The organism is Trueperaceae bacterium (assembly GCA_019454765.1).
In the GTDB taxonomy this organism is placed as follows: domain Bacteria; phylum Deinococcota; class Deinococci; order Deinococcales; family Trueperaceae; genus JAAYYF01.
This window is the reverse complement of the sequence record JACFNR010000054.1, coordinates 1-14,045: the sequence shown is the minus strand read 5'-3', so window position 1 is coordinate 14,045 and position 14,045 is coordinate 1. Positions and strand designations below refer to the sequence as shown.

The 14,045-nt window shown below is 72.4% G+C and carries 15 protein-coding genes, 1 tRNA gene and 1 pseudogene; 10 read left to right on the top strand and 7 right to left on the bottom strand.

From position 1 onward, the window contains the following. A partial coding sequence (locus H3C53_12075) for a hypothetical protein (GenBank protein MBW7917401.1) occupies window positions 1-382 on the bottom strand: 382 nt, incomplete at its 3' end. Between the two features lie 74 nt (window positions 383-456). Here H3C53_12075 and H3C53_12070 point away from each other — a divergent pair. Next, complete coding sequence (locus H3C53_12070; protein MBW7917400.1) at window positions 457-786, top strand: cyclic-di-AMP receptor; 330 nt, start codon at window positions 457-459, stop codon at window positions 784-786. A gap of 9 nt (window positions 787-795) precedes the next feature. Here H3C53_12070 and H3C53_12065 read toward each other — a convergent pair whose 3' ends face one another. Beyond that, window positions 796-2,091, bottom strand: coding sequence for an MFS transporter (locus H3C53_12065; protein MBW7917399.1), 1,296 nt, complete (start codon window positions 2,089-2,091; stop codon window positions 796-798). 104 nt (window positions 2,092-2,195) lie between these two features. On the opposite strand from H3C53_12065, the gene H3C53_12060 reads away from it, so the two are divergent. Together H3C53_12060 and H3C53_12055 are read left to right on the top strand one after the other, a co-directional pair. Beyond that, a tRNA-Ala gene (locus tag H3C53_12060) sits at window positions 2,196-2,271 on the top strand. 69 nt (window positions 2,272-2,340) lie between these two features. Then, window positions 2,341-2,799, top strand: a pseudogene (locus tag H3C53_12055) (hypothetical protein). A gap of 267 nt (window positions 2,800-3,066) precedes the next feature. Here H3C53_12055 and H3C53_12050 read toward each other — a convergent pair. Together H3C53_12050 and H3C53_12045 are read right to left on the bottom strand one after the other, a co-directional pair. Then, window positions 3,067-4,122 carry a class I fructose-bisphosphate aldolase gene (locus tag H3C53_12050; protein ID MBW7917398.1) on the bottom strand — a complete coding sequence of 352 codons (1,056 nt, stop codon included), beginning with the start codon at window positions 4,120-4,122 and terminating at the stop codon, window positions 3,067-3,069. 139 nt (window positions 4,123-4,261) lie between these two features. Next, complete coding sequence (locus tag H3C53_12045; GenBank protein MBW7917397.1) at window positions 4,262-5,086, bottom strand: ZIP family metal transporter; 825 nt, start codon at window positions 5,084-5,086, stop codon at window positions 4,262-4,264. Between the two features lie 173 nt (window positions 5,087-5,259). Here H3C53_12045 and H3C53_12040 point away from each other — a divergent pair, with 173 nt between their 5' ends. Then, entirely contained in the window at window positions 5,260-6,186 is a 927-nt protein-coding gene (locus H3C53_12040; protein ID MBW7917396.1) for a hypothetical protein, read from the top strand. Here H3C53_12040 and H3C53_12035 read toward each other — a convergent pair. The 3 genes from H3C53_12035 to H3C53_12025 all read right to left on the bottom strand — a co-directional run bounded on the left by H3C53_12035 (window position 6,183) and on the right by H3C53_12025 (window position 8,167). Next, a complete protein-coding gene (locus H3C53_12035) occupies window positions 6,183-6,569 on the bottom strand; it encodes a J domain-containing protein (GenBank protein MBW7917395.1) in 387 nt (128 codons plus the stop codon). The genes H3C53_12040 and H3C53_12035 overlap by 4 nt on opposite strands. A 183-nt stretch (window positions 6,570-6,752) precedes the next feature. Beyond that, a complete protein-coding gene (locus H3C53_12030) occupies window positions 6,753-7,295 on the bottom strand; it encodes a cation transporter (GenBank protein MBW7917394.1) in 543 nt (180 codons plus the stop codon). A gap of 143 nt (window positions 7,296-7,438) precedes the next feature. Next, window positions 7,439-8,167 (bottom strand): phosphatidate cytidylyltransferase, encoded by a 729-nt coding sequence (locus H3C53_12025; protein MBW7917393.1) that lies wholly within the window; start codon window positions 8,165-8,167, stop codon window positions 7,439-7,441. Between the two features lie 209 nt (window positions 8,168-8,376). On the opposite strand from H3C53_12025, the gene H3C53_12020 reads away from it, so the two are divergent. The 6 genes from H3C53_12020 to H3C53_11995 all read left to right on the top strand — a co-directional run bounded on the left by H3C53_12020 (window position 8,377) and on the right by H3C53_11995 (window position 13,969). Then, window positions 8,377-8,766, top strand: a complete 390-nt coding sequence (locus tag H3C53_12020; protein ID MBW7917392.1) for a hypothetical protein — start codon at window positions 8,377-8,379, stop codon at window positions 8,764-8,766. A gap of 119 nt (window positions 8,767-8,885) precedes the next feature. After that, window positions 8,886-9,854, top strand: coding sequence for an ABC transporter ATP-binding protein (locus tag H3C53_12015; protein ID MBW7917391.1), 969 nt, complete (start codon window positions 8,886-8,888; stop codon window positions 9,852-9,854). Next, on the top strand, window positions 9,847-10,656 hold the full coding sequence (locus tag H3C53_12010) for an ABC transporter permease subunit (GenBank protein MBW7917390.1): 810 nt from the start codon (window positions 9,847-9,849) through the stop codon (window positions 10,654-10,656). Before H3C53_12015 ends, H3C53_12010 begins: the two co-directional genes overlap by 8 nt. Further along, window positions 10,653-12,203, top strand: coding sequence for a beta-lactamase family protein (locus tag H3C53_12005; protein ID MBW7917389.1), 1,551 nt, complete (start codon window positions 10,653-10,655; stop codon window positions 12,201-12,203). The genes H3C53_12010 and H3C53_12005 overlap by 4 nt, the downstream gene beginning before the upstream one ends. Then, a complete protein-coding gene (locus tag H3C53_12000; protein ID MBW7917388.1) occupies window positions 12,200-13,522 on the top strand; it encodes a hypothetical protein in 1,323 nt (440 codons plus the stop codon). Before H3C53_12005 ends, H3C53_12000 begins: the two co-directional genes overlap by 4 nt. Before the next feature lie 39 nt (window positions 13,523-13,561). Next, on the top strand, window positions 13,562-13,969 hold the full coding sequence (locus H3C53_11995) for a GNAT family N-acetyltransferase (protein ID MBW7917387.1): 408 nt from the start codon (window positions 13,562-13,564) through the stop codon (window positions 13,967-13,969). Window positions 13,970-14,045 lie beyond the last annotated feature (76 nt).

Genomic DNA, 14,045 nt, shown 5'->3' with positions numbered 1-14,045 from the left:
CGTAGCCCGCATCGTCATCCGGGACGGCGCCCCGGTCGTCGGCGTCGCCGCGCTGCTCGGCGCGAGGAGCCTCGGCCGCTGGCGGCGGCGTCGGTCCCGCTGTGGGCTCCGGCCCCGGTCCGTCCCCGGCGGCGCGTTGAGCCCCCTGGGGCGCGGCGGGCAGCACGGCCACCTGCACGCCGGCCGCCGAGAAGACGTCCGCGATGGCTATGGCCTTGTCGGGGAGCACGGCCTTGGTGACTGCGCCGACGCGGCCGCTGAGCAGCGTGACGATGCGCTGCGGGTCCATGTCGAGACGCTGCGCGACGAGCGCAGCCACCCCCGCCACCTCTTCTGCCGGCACCGGGTGGGTGATCTCAACAACGAAGCGCCGCTCGCTCAAGCCACACCTTCCAGGTTCGTTCACACATTCTACTAGCAAGCCATGCGCCGGTTGTCTGCTAGCATGGCAGCAAGATGAAGCTGATCCTTGCCATCGTGCAGGACGCGGACGCCGCGCGCCTCCAGGAAGCCCTCGGCGAACGGGGCTTCCAGTCCACCAAGCTCGCCTCGACGGGAGGCTTCCTGCGGGAGGGCAACACCACCGTCCTCATCGGCGTCGAGGATCACAAGGTGGTCGAGGTGAAGGACGTCATCCACTCCACCTGTCGCGAACGCACCAAGGTGGTCACGGCGGGTTCGCCCATCCACGCCCTGGAGGGCGTCTTCGCCAGTCAACCGATGGAGGTGCCCGTTGGCGGCGCCATCGTTTTCGTGCTGTCGACCGACGAGTTCGTCCGCATCTAGCGACCAGGCCTAGCCCGGCTCCGGCGCCTCGGGCTCGTCGGCTGGCGCGGCGCGGCTCAGGCCAAGGGCGCGCCTGTCCGCCTCGCGCAGCGACCCGAACCTGAAAGACAGGGCGAGTGTGGCCGCGCCGACGCCGGCCGCCACGAGGAACATCACCGGCATCTGGAACCACGCCAGCAGCGCGCCCGCCAGCACCGGCGCCAGGCTCGGGACGGTCAGCACCGTGTTCGACAGGCCGATGTATAGGGCGCGGTCGTCGAGGGGCGCGATGGCGTACAGCAGGTTGGCCGCCCCGATCCCCACGCCGGCGTTGCCCACGGCCGACAGGACGAACACCAGCGCGAACCAGCGCCAGTCGCGGATGAACACGGCGCAGAGGGGAGCGGCGAGGAGCAACGCGTAGCCGATCTGGATGACGGTCACGTTCAGCCCACGGTTCGAGAGCAGCCCGAAGACGAGGTTGCCGATGACGGCGGCCGCGGTGGCCGCGATGACGTACGTGCCCAGCGCGGCGTCGGGCGCGCCGATCTTGCTGATGGCGTACACGGCGTAGAACGGCTCGGCCAAGAGCGTGGCAAGGCCGAGGAAGCGGACGCGCAGGAAGCGCCTCAGGCTGACGTCGGCGCGGAGTATGCCGGGGATGTCGCGCAGCATGCCCGCCAGCCTCCGCCGGAGGCCGGGCACGCCGGGCGGCTCCTTGACGAGCGAGAAGCTCGCGTAGGCGATGGCCGACAGCACGGAGCCGAGCAGCAGTATGAGCCCGAAGTTGTTGGGGAAGCTCAGGTCGGACTCGAGGATGTACCTGAGCACCACCCCGGCGCCGAGCGCGAGGAGGCCGCCAATGGCGTTGCGCAGCGCCCAGAAGGTGCCGAGCCGCGAGTGCGGCACGATCTTCGCCGTGACGTCGGCGAACGGCACGCCCCCGACCCCGCCCGCGATGGCGTTGACCGTCAGCATCACGAGGACGATGAGGACGACCAGCGAGGGCTGCCTGGCCCCGACGAAGAACACGGCCAGCGTCATGGCCAGCAGGGCCACGGACCGGACGGTGGAGGTGAAGTGATAGAAGCGCAGCTTCATCGGCTCGTGGGAGATGCGGCTGGCGACGAGGAGCTGCGGCAGGTACCAACCGCCCACCTTGATGGCGGGCACCAGTCCGATGATCACGGGCGCCGCCCCGAGGGCCGCCAGGAACGGTGCCAGCACGAGGCCGGAGTGGAGGAAGGCGTCGCCCACGTTCACGAACACGCCGTTGGCCACGCCGAGCACGAAGTTGCGGTACTTTACGCGTGGTGACAGCCCCATGGCCGTTCATCCTAGCGCCCACCAGGCGAGCTAGCGACGGCGTTCCGGCCGTCGCGGGGTCGTTTGACACCCCACCGGCGGAGCACGTAGACTACCGCTTGCTCGGGGCCGTGGCGCAGTTGGGAGCGCGCTTGAATCGCACTCAAGAGGTCAGGGGTTCGAATCCCCTCGGCTCCACCAAGAGGACCGAAGGCAGCAACGGCGCTTCGCACGAAGCGCCGTTCGTCTCACCCGCATCGGCCGGGGCCGATGGCCGGGGCGGCGAGTGGCACGGCCGCGCGCGCGGCGCTGGCGAGGTCGGCGACCGTGGATGATCGCGGTCGGTCCGCCGGAGGGGACGCCGCCGGGTCCGGAACCGTGCCGGCGGAGTTCCCCATCACGATCGACTACGGCCAACTCCTGGTTAGCAACGAGTGCAAGGCTACCCTCGGGCTCCTGTGGACGGACGACCACGTCGCCCAGGGGTTCGCCTGGTCGGATGGCCACGTGGTCTTCGGCGTGCCGGACCACGACGGCGACTGCCTGGTGAGGGTCGAGGTGGCGCCAAGCGCGCGGCTCGACCCCGCGGCGCTCTGGGCGGTGCGGGTGCCGTTCCGCGTCGACGAGCCGTTGATGGTGGGCGCGCTGTTCCTGCCGCGCCGCGTGGCGGTGCCGGTCGGCGGGCACGCCCTCACGTTCCAGGCCCTCCCGGGCACGGAGGACGCGGCGTTCGAGCTGCGCCTCACGTTCGCGCCCCTCGGGCCGGCACCGTTCAGCATCCTGAAGAGGGGCGAGGAGCTGACGACCGACGTCGTGCTGCGCCGCGACGCGGTCGCCGCCGATCCCCGACCGGCGGCGCCCCCTTCACAAGTGTGCAAGTCGACTGATACACTGCCTATCGGCCCACGACCCCCCGCGTGGGCCACTTCCATGTCGAACGGCGCCTCGCTCGACCGGGCGCCGGCGGGGGTCTCGACCCACGCCGGAGGCGCGGCCTCAGGCGACGGTGACGTCCTCGTCCAGGTAGACGTCCTGGATGAGGTTCAGGAGCTTCACCCCCTCGGCCATGGGCCGCTGGAACGCCTTGCGGCCAGTGATGAGGCCGGTGCCGCCGGCACGCTTGTTCAACACCGCGGTCCGCACGGCCTCGGCGAAATCATCCGCGCCGGAGGCCCCACCCGAGTTGATCAGGCCGATCCTGCCCATGTACGAGTTGGCGACCTGCCACCTGACCATCTCGATGGGGTGCGCGTCCGGCACGAGCTCGCCGTACATGCGCGGGTCGGTGCGCCCGAAACCGACGGCCTTGAACCCGCCGTTCACGTCGGGCAGCTTCTGCTTGACGATGTCGGCCTCTATCGTCACGCCCAGGTGGTTGGCCTGGCCGGTAAGGTCGGCGGAGGCGTGGTAGTCGACGCCCCCGACCTTGAAGGCGTCGTTGCGCGTGTAGCACCACAGCACCGTCGCCAACCCCAGCTCGTGCGCGTAGGCGAACGCCTCGGCGACCTCGACGATCTCCCTGTCGGAATCCGCGCCACCGAAGTAGATGGTCGCCCCGACGGCCACGGCGCCCAGGTCGTACGCCTCGTCAACGGTACCGAACATGACCTGGCCGTACTTCATCGGGTAGGTGAGGAGCTCGTTGTGGTTGAGCTTCACGATGAACGGGATGCGGTGGGCGTACTTGCGGGCCACCAAGCCGAGCACGCCGAAGGTGGAGGCCACGGCGTTGCAGCCGCCCTCGACGGCCAGCTCCACGATCTTCTCGGGGTCGAAGTAGTCGGGGTTCTTGGAGAACGAGGCGCCGGCGGAGTGCTCGACGCCCTGGTCGACGGGCAGTATCGACATGTAACCGGTGCCCGCCAGCCTGCCGTGGTCGTACAGCGTCTGCAGGCTCCTCAGCACCCGTGGGCTGCGGTCGGACTGGCCGAACACGCGGGTCACGAAGTCAGGCCCCGGCAGGTGGAGGCGGCTCTTGTCGATGCCGCGCGCCTCGTACGCCAGGAGGGCGTCGGCCTCGGCGCCCAACAGCTCGACGATCTTGGGGTTCATGCGCGCTCCTCTCGCGGGCGCTCGGCCCGCATCACCTCAGGCTAGTCCCAAGCGGGCGTGCGCCCGGCTCAGGAGGCACTGTGTACCGGACGCTCGGCCCGCGCGTGCCTGACCGGGGTGCACCAGGAGCCGCCCTGGGTCAGCCCAGGGCGACGTCGAGGACGAGCATGATGACGACACCGAACATCGTCCCGAGGGTCGCGATGCGCTCGTGCCCGTGACCGTGCGTCTCGGGCACGATCTCGTCGAGGATGACGAACAGCATGGCGCCGGCCGCGAAGCCCATGGCGTACGGGAGGATCGGGGCCATCACGTGCACGGCCCACGCGCCTACGAGCGCCAGCGGGATCTCGACCACGCCCGCCCTGATACCGGTGAACGCGGCGTACCAGAGGCTACCCATGCCGGCGTTGCGGGCGGCGACCGCGACGGCGAGCCCCTCCGGCACGTTCTGGATGCCGATGGCGAACATCAGGGCGAGGGCGTCGCTCAGGTTGCCACCACCGAACCCGACCCCGACGGCGAGCCCCTCGGGCATGTTGTGGAGGGTGATGGCCACGATGAAGAGGAGCACGCCCGACATGCCGCTGCGCCGCGGGGCGTCGGCCCCGGCCTCCTGCGCGGCGTCGGGGCGCCGCCTTCCCGTCACCAGCACGTGCACGTGCGGCACCCAGGCGTCGGCGCTGTCCAGCACCACCACGCCGAGCGACATGCCGATCACCACCGGCAGTAGCCCCCCGATCTCCACGCCGGGGAGGATCAAGCTGGTGAAGCTGGCGGACAGCATCACGCCCGCGGCGAACCCGAGCGCGCCGTCGAGGGCGCGACGCGTGGGGTGGCGCCACACGAGCACCAGCAGCGCTCCCACCAGGTTGAAGGTGGTGATGATCACCCCGCCCCACAGGCCCTGCCAGATGGGGTTGGGGCCGGCGAGGCGGACGAATAGGTCGAGGAGGCCGTCCATCGGCGACAAGTCTAAGCCTCCGGCGTTCGGCCCCTCACCGCTAGGGAGGATTCGCACATCCACACCCGTGACCGCGGCGCCATGATCGCCCCATGCCGCGACCAGACGTTAGGCCGCTAGCCGCCCTCGGCCCCGCCATCCTGACAGCGACGCTGCTCGGCGCCTGCGCCGCGCTGCCCGGCGGGGCGCAGGCCGCCGACCCGCCGCCCCGGCTGGGCGACTGCACCGTCTTCCCGGCCGACAACGTGTGGAACAGCAGGGTGGACCACCTGAGCGTGCTGCCGGAATCGGCGGCGTACGTCGCGGCCATAGGCCGGACGGCAACGCTGCACCCGGACTTCGGCTCCGGCACGTGGGACGGGGCGCCCATCGGGATCCCCTGGGTGGCCGTTGGCGCCGGGCAGCGGCGCGTGGCGGTGACGTTCTACTACCCGACCGAGTCTGACCCTGGACCCTACCCTATCCCCGCCGACGCGCCCATCGAGGGCGCGCCCATCGGTGGCGTCGCCGCGGGCGGGGACCGGCACGTGCTGGTGGTGGACACCACCGACTGCGTGCTCTACGAGCTCTACGACGCCGAGCTCACGGCGAGCGGGGCCTGGGCCGCCGGCTCGGGAGCGGTCTTCGACCTCACGAGCAACGACCTGAGACCCGACGGCTGGACGTCGGCCGACGCCGCCGGACTGCCCATCCTCCCCGGCCTGGTGCGCTACGACGAGGTGGCGGCGGGAGCCATCCACCACGCCATCAGGTTCACGGCGCCACGCACGCGCCGGGCTCACGTGTGGCCCGCGCGCCACGACGCCTCGAGCTCCACCGACCCCGACTACCCGCCCATGGGGCAACGCTTCCGGCTCCGGGCCGACTTCGACGCCACCGGCATGGCGCCGGAGGCCCAGGTCATAGTCACCGCCATGCAACGTTACGGCGTGATCCTCGCCGACAACGGCTCGAGCTGGTTCATCTCCGGCGCGCCCGACGAGCGCTGGGACAACGCCGCCCTGCGGGACCTCAAGGCCATCACCGGCGCCGACTTCGAGGCCGTCGACGGCACGAGCCTGATGGTCGAGCGGGACTCGGCCAGGGTGCGGGGCCGCTAGCGCCGCAGCAGGTCGTACGCCTCCCCCACCAGCTTGAAGTGCTCCTCCGCGAACGCGACCACCGCGGCAGGCAGCCGCTTGGAACGCACGGCGTCAGGGTGACCGGCGGCGCGCAGCTCGCGGTAACGCTCCTCCACCGCCGCCGCGGTCGCGTCGCCCGGCAGGCCGAGGATGGCCAGCGCCTCCGCCCTCGAGGTGGGCCTGCCGGACGCGGGCCGGCCCCCACCGCCCGCCACTCCGGCGGTCCCAACCGTCGTCGCTGCCGCGCCGGCGCGGTAGCCGGCCTGGTTGGCCGCGCGCTGCTCCGCGGCTCGCTGCGCCTCGAGTCCCGCCCGGACCGCTCGCTCGCCGTCGGCGAGCCCGCGCCGGTAGGCCTCGTTCAACGCGGCCGAAGCGTCCGCGCCCGCCCTCCCCATCCCGGACGGGCCCCGCGCCGGGCCGTTCCGCCCGCTCCACCACCGCGAGAGGACCAACCACCCGAGCACCAGCGCCAAGAGAGCCAACAGCCGACCCACGAACGCTCCTCCCGCCCCGCCGGCGCGTCTCGGCGCGGGCGTGCGCGCAGTCTACCCGCGCCCGACGCGCAACCGCGCCGCCCCGGCCCGCCTGGAGCCGAGCGCCTGCTGCAGGAGGTAGCCCGCGACGACGACCGAACCCAAGGTATCGACGTAGTGCGTGGCAGGATGCGTCGGGATCAACGCCACGCTGAGCAGGGCCGCCGTGACGACCAGGTCGACGAACGTCTTGGCGCGGTACAGGCGGCGCTGCGCCGCGATCACCGCGTCGCCCGCCACGCGCAGCAGGCGCGTGTACCTGAGCCAGAAGCCCGCGTTGACGCCGGCGCCGAGGAACGCCACCAGCAGGCCGACGGTCACGTTCCCGCCCGGCTCGTACTCGAAGAAGCGGTACCCCCCGACGGCCAGCATCGCCAACCCGGAGCAGGCAAGCGCGACGCTGACGCTCGTCTCCGCCCGCCGCTCGAGACGCCGGCGGGCCTGCTCGTCCGGGACCCCCTTGCGCGCCCTGAACACCCACCAACCGGTCACGAGCGCCGCGAACTCGACCGTGCGCCGGATGGCGTCGGCGATCTGCGTGGCCGACGAGCTCATGGCGACCGCGATGGCGGTCACGACCGGCCCGGGCGCGCTCAGCAGCCACGCCACTAGCAGCGTCCGCTCGCTCTCGGTCGCGTGGTCGGCCGCGACCCGTCCCCGCCGCGACCGGCGTTGCCGGCCGCCGCCGCGACCGCCCCTCACACCACGCCCGCGAGCGCGAAGAGCCGCGTGACGACGAGGAGCCAGGCGAAGGTCGCGAACGGCACGGTGATCGTGTCCATCCCGTTGCGGGTGACGAGCTCGGTAAGGGCGGCAACCGGCGCCACGAGCACCGCGACGGCGAGGCAGACGTGCCACGGCCACCCCGTGTAGCCCAGGAGCGTGAGGAACGCCGCCGCGGTCGCGAAGGCGACCATGGCCAACGTCCCCTCCGCCGTCTTCTTACCGTCGAGCCAGCGGCCGCGCAGGCGCCGCCTGCCCCAGCGCTTGCCGACGAGCGCGGCCGCCGCGTCGCCGAAGCCCCAAGCCATGACGGGAACGATCACCATGTACTTCGAGCCGGGGCCGAGCCAGCCCCAACCGAGCGCGATGAGCGCGGCGATGGTGAAGAACATGACCGCCAGGCTCGAGCGGATCTCGCCTGGGCGCCGTTCCTCCAACGCGCGCATGACGCCCGGGTACCTCTCGAGGAAGAACATCACGCCGTAGACGACCGTCCCGAACCCGACCGCGGCCAGGGCGGCGAGGTACCAGGTCTGGAACGCGTGCAGGAGCACGAACACCGACGCGGCCACGCTAATGTGGAACAGCTTGCGGAAGAGTTCGCCCGATAGCCCGAACAGGCGCCGTGCCGCGAACAGCACCGCGACCATGACCAGGTAGTAGCCGACGAAAGCCACCCTGCCGAGCAGCGCCTCGCGCAACACGTGGACCCCCTCCGGCGAGAACGAGCGACGTCCGACCGGCCGGTCGGTCGCGCGCCTCAAGATACGACGGAAGCCCGGCGCGGCGGCCGTGTCCGCCTGGCCGGCCCCAACGCGACCGACTTCCCATCAGCGCCGGCCCCCGCCCTGTAACCTCTGGTAGCACGAGCTTCCCAGCGCCCAGCAGGGGCACAGCTACCTCGGAGGGACACATGAAGACAGCCGGCATCATCCTGTTCGTCCTCGCCGCCCTCGCCGGCATTGGCACGGCGGTCAACACGTCGGGTTACGAGGGCGACAAGGGCCTGGCGTGGAACCTGACCAACGCCAAGGCGTTCCCGGCAAGCCGCACCGACAAGACGCCCTGCCCGCGACCCAACCCGCCCGCCGGCCAGTCCGCCGACTACAGCGTCCCCATGGGTTGCCCAACCATCGAGGACGCGTGGACCCCCAGCTCCCAGGCGGTGGTGACCTCCGTCACCCGCCCCGGCGTGCCCCTCGGCGCGGCCTTCGGCGCCTCGGGCGCGGCGGCCGTGATCGGCCTGGGCATGCTCGCGCTGGGCGGCAAGCGACCGCGAAGCGGCGCGCGGCGCAAGGGCTGAGGGCGGAGCGGTCGTCCGGGCCCAAAGTCCCTAGCGCGTGAGCCCGCCGCGCTCGCACCATGTGCGCGGGGGGCACGCGAGCATCCCCGCGCATGATCCCCCGTCCGGAGGTTCTCTGGATGGACGGCGTCATCCGTACCGAGGCTCTAAGCAAGCGCTACGGGAACGTGCTGGCCCTGACGCGGTTGGACCTCGAGGTGCCGCGTCACTCCATCTTCGGGCTCCTGGGACCCAACGGTTCGGGCAAGAGCACCCTGATGAAGCTGCTGCTCGGCCTGGTGCGGCCGAGCAGCGGACGGGCGAGCGTCTTCGGTCTGGACGTGGCGCAGAGCAGCGTGGCCATCAGGAGCCGCGTCGGGTTCTTGGCGCAGGAACCGAGGTTCTACGGGCATCTCAGCGCACGGGAGACGCTCCGCTTCGTGCTGCGCTTCTTCGACGCCGTCCCCACAACCGAACACGAGCGGCGCGTCGCCGAGGCCCTGGCGGTGGTTGGTCTTGAGAGGAAGGCCGACCGCCCCGTGCGAGGCTTCTCCGGAGGCGAGCGCCAGCGCCTCGGGATCGCCCAGGCCGCCGTCCACGCGCCCGACCTGATCACCCTCGACGAGCCCGCTGCCGCCCTCGACCCGATGGGGCGTAGCGACGTTCTCGCCATCCTCAGGCAGCTCAGGGACCGCGCCACCGTCGTCTACTCGACGCACATCCTCGACGACGTGCAGCGGGTGAGCGACCGCGTCGCCATACTCGACGCGGGTCGGTTGGTCGCCCACGCGCCGGTGGCCGAGTTACTGGCCGCGCGGCAGGGGACGAGCTACCGGCTGGTGCTCGCGGGCGCCTCGCCCGAGCTACGGCGAGAGCTCCAGGCCCTGCCCTGGGTGAGCTCGATAGCTTCGACCCCGGCGGCAGGCGAGCGCGAGGAGGGGCAGCTGGCGGCGTGGACGGTGGTGGCGACCGACGTGGCCGCCGCCGAGTCGGGGCTCCTGCGTCACGTCCTGCGGGACCCGGCGGTGAGCGTGAAGGAGTTCGGCCGCGTGGCGGTGGCGTTGGAGGACGTGTTCCTCGAGCTGGTAGGGGGTGACGGCGATGCCTGAACGAGTCGCCGTGGAGGCGACGGCGAGGGGCGGGCTAGCCGCCGTGCGTGCGGCCGCGCTCCGGGGCTTCGGCAACCTGTACGCCAAGGAGTCGCGGGCCTGGACCCGCACCCGCTCCTGGTGGCTACAGCCGGTGGTGTGGACGGTCGTCTTGGTGGGACCGCTCCTCCTGCCCCTCCGGCTGATGCGGGACGCCTTCGCGGCCGAGGGCAGCAGCGTGCTGGCGGTCGCGCTCGAGATGTTCTTCACGCTCGCGGCGCTCGCGCCGGCCGTCGGCGCGGTCCTGCTCATGCAAGGGAGCGTCGTCGCCGAGCGTCAGCTAGGGACGGCCGCCTGGGTGCTCTCCAAGCCGGTCGGGAGGACCGCCTTCCTGCTGGCGAAGCTCGCGGCCAACGCGCTGGCCCTGCTCCTCGCCGCCCTGTTGCTGCCTGGCTTGCCGGCGTACGCGCTACTGTCGGTGGAGAACGGGGCACCGTTGCCGGCGGGACCTTTCCTCGGGGCGCTAGCGCTCGATGCCGTCGCCGTCCTGTTCTACCTGACGCTGACCCTCTCGCTCGGCGCGCTCGTGGACCAACGGGGGGTCGTGCTGGCCGTGCCGCTCGCCATCCTGCTGGGGGGCGACCTCGTGTTGGGATTCCTCCCCGGCCTGTCGACGGTCACGCCGTGGGTCCTGGGCCGTTACGCCGCCGCCGTCGCGGCCGGTGCGCCGTTGCCGAGCGCCCTGCCGGTGGTGGCGACCCTCGGGTGGTGCGCCCTACTCCTCGTCGCGGCGACGTGGCGGTTCGGTCGGGAGGACCTGTGAGGGGTGCCCGCAGGGGGCGCCCCGACCCGCCCGCCGCGACCCGCAGCTCGTGGCGGTGCTCGGTCGTCCTGAGCGCGTGCCTCAGCCTGGCGACCGCCGCACCGGCCGCCGCTCCCGTGCCGGCCGCCCAACCGGGCGCTCCCACCACGGCGTTCGTCGCCGGCCTCGAGGCGCGGTTGCCGAGCTGGTTGCAGCGGTACGGCGTGCCCGGCGTCGCCGTCTCGCTCGTAGTCGACGGCAAGCCCGTCTGGTCCGGCGCCTTCGGTCACGCCGACGCGGCAACGCACCGCCCGCTGACGACCGACGCGGTGTTCCGCGCCGAGTCGATATCCAAGTCCGTGACCGCCCGGGGAGTCATGACGCTCGTGGAGCGCGGCCTGGTAGCGCTCGACGACCCGGTCCAGGCCCACTTGCGAACGTGGGAACCGCCCGTTCCGGAGGCCCGGCGCGGCGCCATCACCGTGGGGCGCCTCCTGAGCGGAACGGCCGGACTGGCACTCGGGCGAGTGGGCGAGGAGTACGAGCCCGGGGCGCCGCTGCCCAGCCTGCGTCGGCACCTCACGGAGGAGTTCCGACTGGTCGCCGAGCCAGGGGCGCGCTTCTCCTACTCGAACGTCGGCTACGCCCTGCTGGAGCTGCTGGTCGAGGACGTGACCGGGAGGAGCTTCGCGGACTACATGCGAGACGAGGTCCTGCGCCCCCTCGGGATGGGGCGGGCCACGTTCGACTGGTCCGACGTGGAGCCTGGCGCGCTGCCGACCGGCCATGACCTGAACGGCCGCGCCGTGCCCGCCTACGTCTATCCGGCGTTGGCGGCGGGCGGCCTGTACGCCACCGTCGACGACCTGGCCCGCTTCGTCGCCGCCGAGGTGGGAGCGGCCGCGGCCGGGCCCGTGCTGGCGCTCCACGTGCCCCGCGCCGAGGTGCGAGGCGCTTACGGTCTCGTGGCCGACGGCTACGCCGCCGGTCGCTTCACCGAGGTCCTGGCGGACGGCCGAACGGCCGTGTGGCACGGCGGGCAGGGTCACGGTTGGATGAGCCACTTCCACGCCGTGCCGGCAGCTGGCGTCGGCATCGTGATCCTCACCAACAGCCAGCGGAGCTGGCCGCTCATGGCCGAACTGCTCGACCTCTGGGCCGGGTGGCAGGGCCTGGGGCCGCTCGGCATGAGCAAGATCACGAGCGCGACGCGGGCCCTGACGGCGCTGACCGCCTTGCTGTGGTTGGGGACGGCGTGGGGCACGGCGCGTCTGGTGGTGGACGCGCGGGCGGGCAGGCGCGGGTGGCGGAGCCTCCGGGGGCCCGGGGCCGCCTGGCGCTGGGGCCGGCTCGTCGTCGCGACGGTAACGCTCTGGGGCCTCGCCTGGGCGGCGCTCCAGCCCTACCTGATGCTGCAAGCGGTGTTCCCGGGCGCCGCCGGCCGCGCGGCCTGGGCGCTCGCGGCCGGGGCTGTCGTGATCGGGGCGACGGCCATCGTCCCGGTCTCGCGCAGGGAGGTCGCGCGGCCTGCGGCCGCGCCCGCGACCGCGACCTCGTCGACGGCGTGACGGGCGGGGTCGCGCCGGCCGTCGGTCTGGCGTTCCTGATGCTCCTCGTCGAGGCGGCGCTGACCACGCGGCGCCCTGGGCGCGCGGAGCCGGGGCCGGCCGCCACGGCCTCGCTGCGAGGCGGCCTGCTGTGCCTGTTCGCTCTCGCCGTCCACTTCCGCGTCCTGGACGGCAGCGCGCGCTACCTGGGCGCGGCGGCGTACCTCTCCCTCGCCGCGGCCACGAGCCTCGCGTCGTGGCTCGTTGCACGGCGTCGGGCTCGCCCGACGCGGCGCCGGTCCACGGCCCACGTGCTGGCCGGCGGCGGCTTGCGCGGGTTCGCTGCCCTGCTGGCGGTGACGCCGGCGCTCCTCTTCCCACAAGGCACGGGGCCGCTGCACCCCAGTGGGGCGTTGGCGGTGGAGCGGGCGACGGTCACGCTGACGGATCCGGGGCGAGACGACCCGTACCGGAAGGAGCCCACCAAGCGCACGGTCACTGTGGGCCTCTGGTACCCGGCCGCCACGCCCGGCGCCGCGCCGACGCGGCGACCGCTAGTGGTCTTCTCGCACGGCGGGCTCGGCGTGCTGAAGAGCAACGAGTCGCTCTACCTGGAGCTGGCGTCGCGCGGGTACGTCGTCGCCGCCGTGGGCCACACCTACCAGGCGCTCTACGTCAGGGAGGCGTCCGGAGCCCTGCGGTGGTTCAACCTCGCCTACCTGCGCGAGCTCCAGCGTGAGGACGCCAAGGCCGACCCCGCGGCCAGCCTGGCGAGGTACCGCGAGTGGCTGGGCGTCCGCACCGGCGACCTCGAGTTCGTGATCGACAGCCTGACGGGAGGCCGGCCCGCTCCCGCCGGGGCGGGGCCGGCGCTGGCCCAGGTGCGCGCCGCGGTCGACCCGCGGCGCGTCGGCGTGGCCGGGCACTCGCTGGGCGGAGCGGCGGCCCTCAGCCTGGGCCGAAACCGCCGCGACGTGAGGGCCGTGGTTGCCCTCGAGGCCCCCATGCTCGGCGACCTCGTTGGGGTGCGGGACGGTGAGTTCGTGCTCGCTCGCGAGCCCTACCCCGCGCCGGTCCTCAACGTCTACTCCGACGCCACCTGGTCCAGGCTCGACGAGTTGCCGCAGTACGCAGGGAACGTGCGGCTCTTGACCGTCGGACCCGCCACGGTGGTGAACCACCACGTCGTCGGCGCCAACCACCTGAGCCTGACCGACCTGGGGCTCACGAGCCCGCTGCTGACGCGCTGGCTCGGTGGCCGCCAGACCACGCCGGCCGCGCAGGCGCTCGAGGAGGTCGGGCGCATGACGCTCGCCTTCCTGGACGAGACGCTGCGGTGAGGCGGCTAAGGACCCTTGCGGGGCTGGCATAGTGGCGGCATGATCATCTACACGGACGACCCGAGCGGAACAGAGCCGGCGCAGCTCCGCGGCTTCTTCGAGGGCTGGCCCGACCCACCAAGCCCGACGACGCATCTGAGGCTCCTCCGCGCGAGCGACGCGATCATGCTCGCGAAGGAGGCGCCCGGCGGTCAGGTCGTCGGGTTCGCAACCGCCATCACCGACGGCGTGCTGACCGGTTACATCCCCCTGCTAGAGGTGTTGCCGAGCCACCAGGGGCAAGGGATCGGCTCGGAGCTCATCGAGCGGCTGTTACGGAAGCTAGACCACCTCTACATGATCGACCTGCTGTGCGACCCGGACCTCCAACCCTTCTACGAGCGGCTGGGCATGCGAAGGGCGACGGGCATGATGATGCGGAACTACGGGCGGCAATCGGGGGAGTGAGTGCCGCGTGACGGGAGCCGGGCATGACGTCTCCAGTTGCCGCGCCCTCCGACTCGCTTGGATCCGGCTGCGTTGC

Bases quoted from the DNA above. Each gene is read 5' to 3' on its own strand.
- H3C53_12070 (MBW7917400.1), top strand. From the start codon at position 457: ATGAAGCTGATCCTTGCCATCGTGCAGGACGCGGACGCCGCGCGCCTC.
- H3C53_12065 (MBW7917399.1), bottom strand. From the start codon at position 2,091: ATGGGGCTGTCACCACGCGTAAAGTACCGCAACTTCGTGCTCGGCGTG.
- H3C53_12050 (MBW7917398.1), bottom strand. From the start codon at position 4,122: ATGAACCCCAAGATCGTCGAGCTGTTGGGCGCCGAGGCCGACGCCCTC.
- H3C53_12045 (MBW7917397.1), bottom strand. From the start codon at position 5,086: ATGGACGGCCTCCTCGACCTATTCGTCCGCCTCGCCGGCCCCAACCCC.
- H3C53_12030 (MBW7917394.1), bottom strand. From the start codon at position 7,295: ATGAGCTCGTCGGCCACGCAGATCGCCGACGCCATCCGGCGCACGGTC.
- H3C53_12020 (MBW7917392.1), top strand. From the start codon at position 8,377: ATGAAGACAGCCGGCATCATCCTGTTCGTCCTCGCCGCCCTCGCCGGC.
- H3C53_12015 (MBW7917391.1), top strand. From the start codon at position 8,886: ATGGACGGCGTCATCCGTACCGAGGCTCTAAGCAAGCGCTACGGGAAC.
- H3C53_12010 (MBW7917390.1), top strand. From the start codon at position 9,847: ATGCCTGAACGAGTCGCCGTGGAGGCGACGGCGAGGGGCGGGCTAGCC.
- H3C53_11995 (MBW7917387.1), top strand. From the start codon at position 13,562: ATGATCATCTACACGGACGACCCGAGCGGAACAGAGCCGGCGCAGCTC.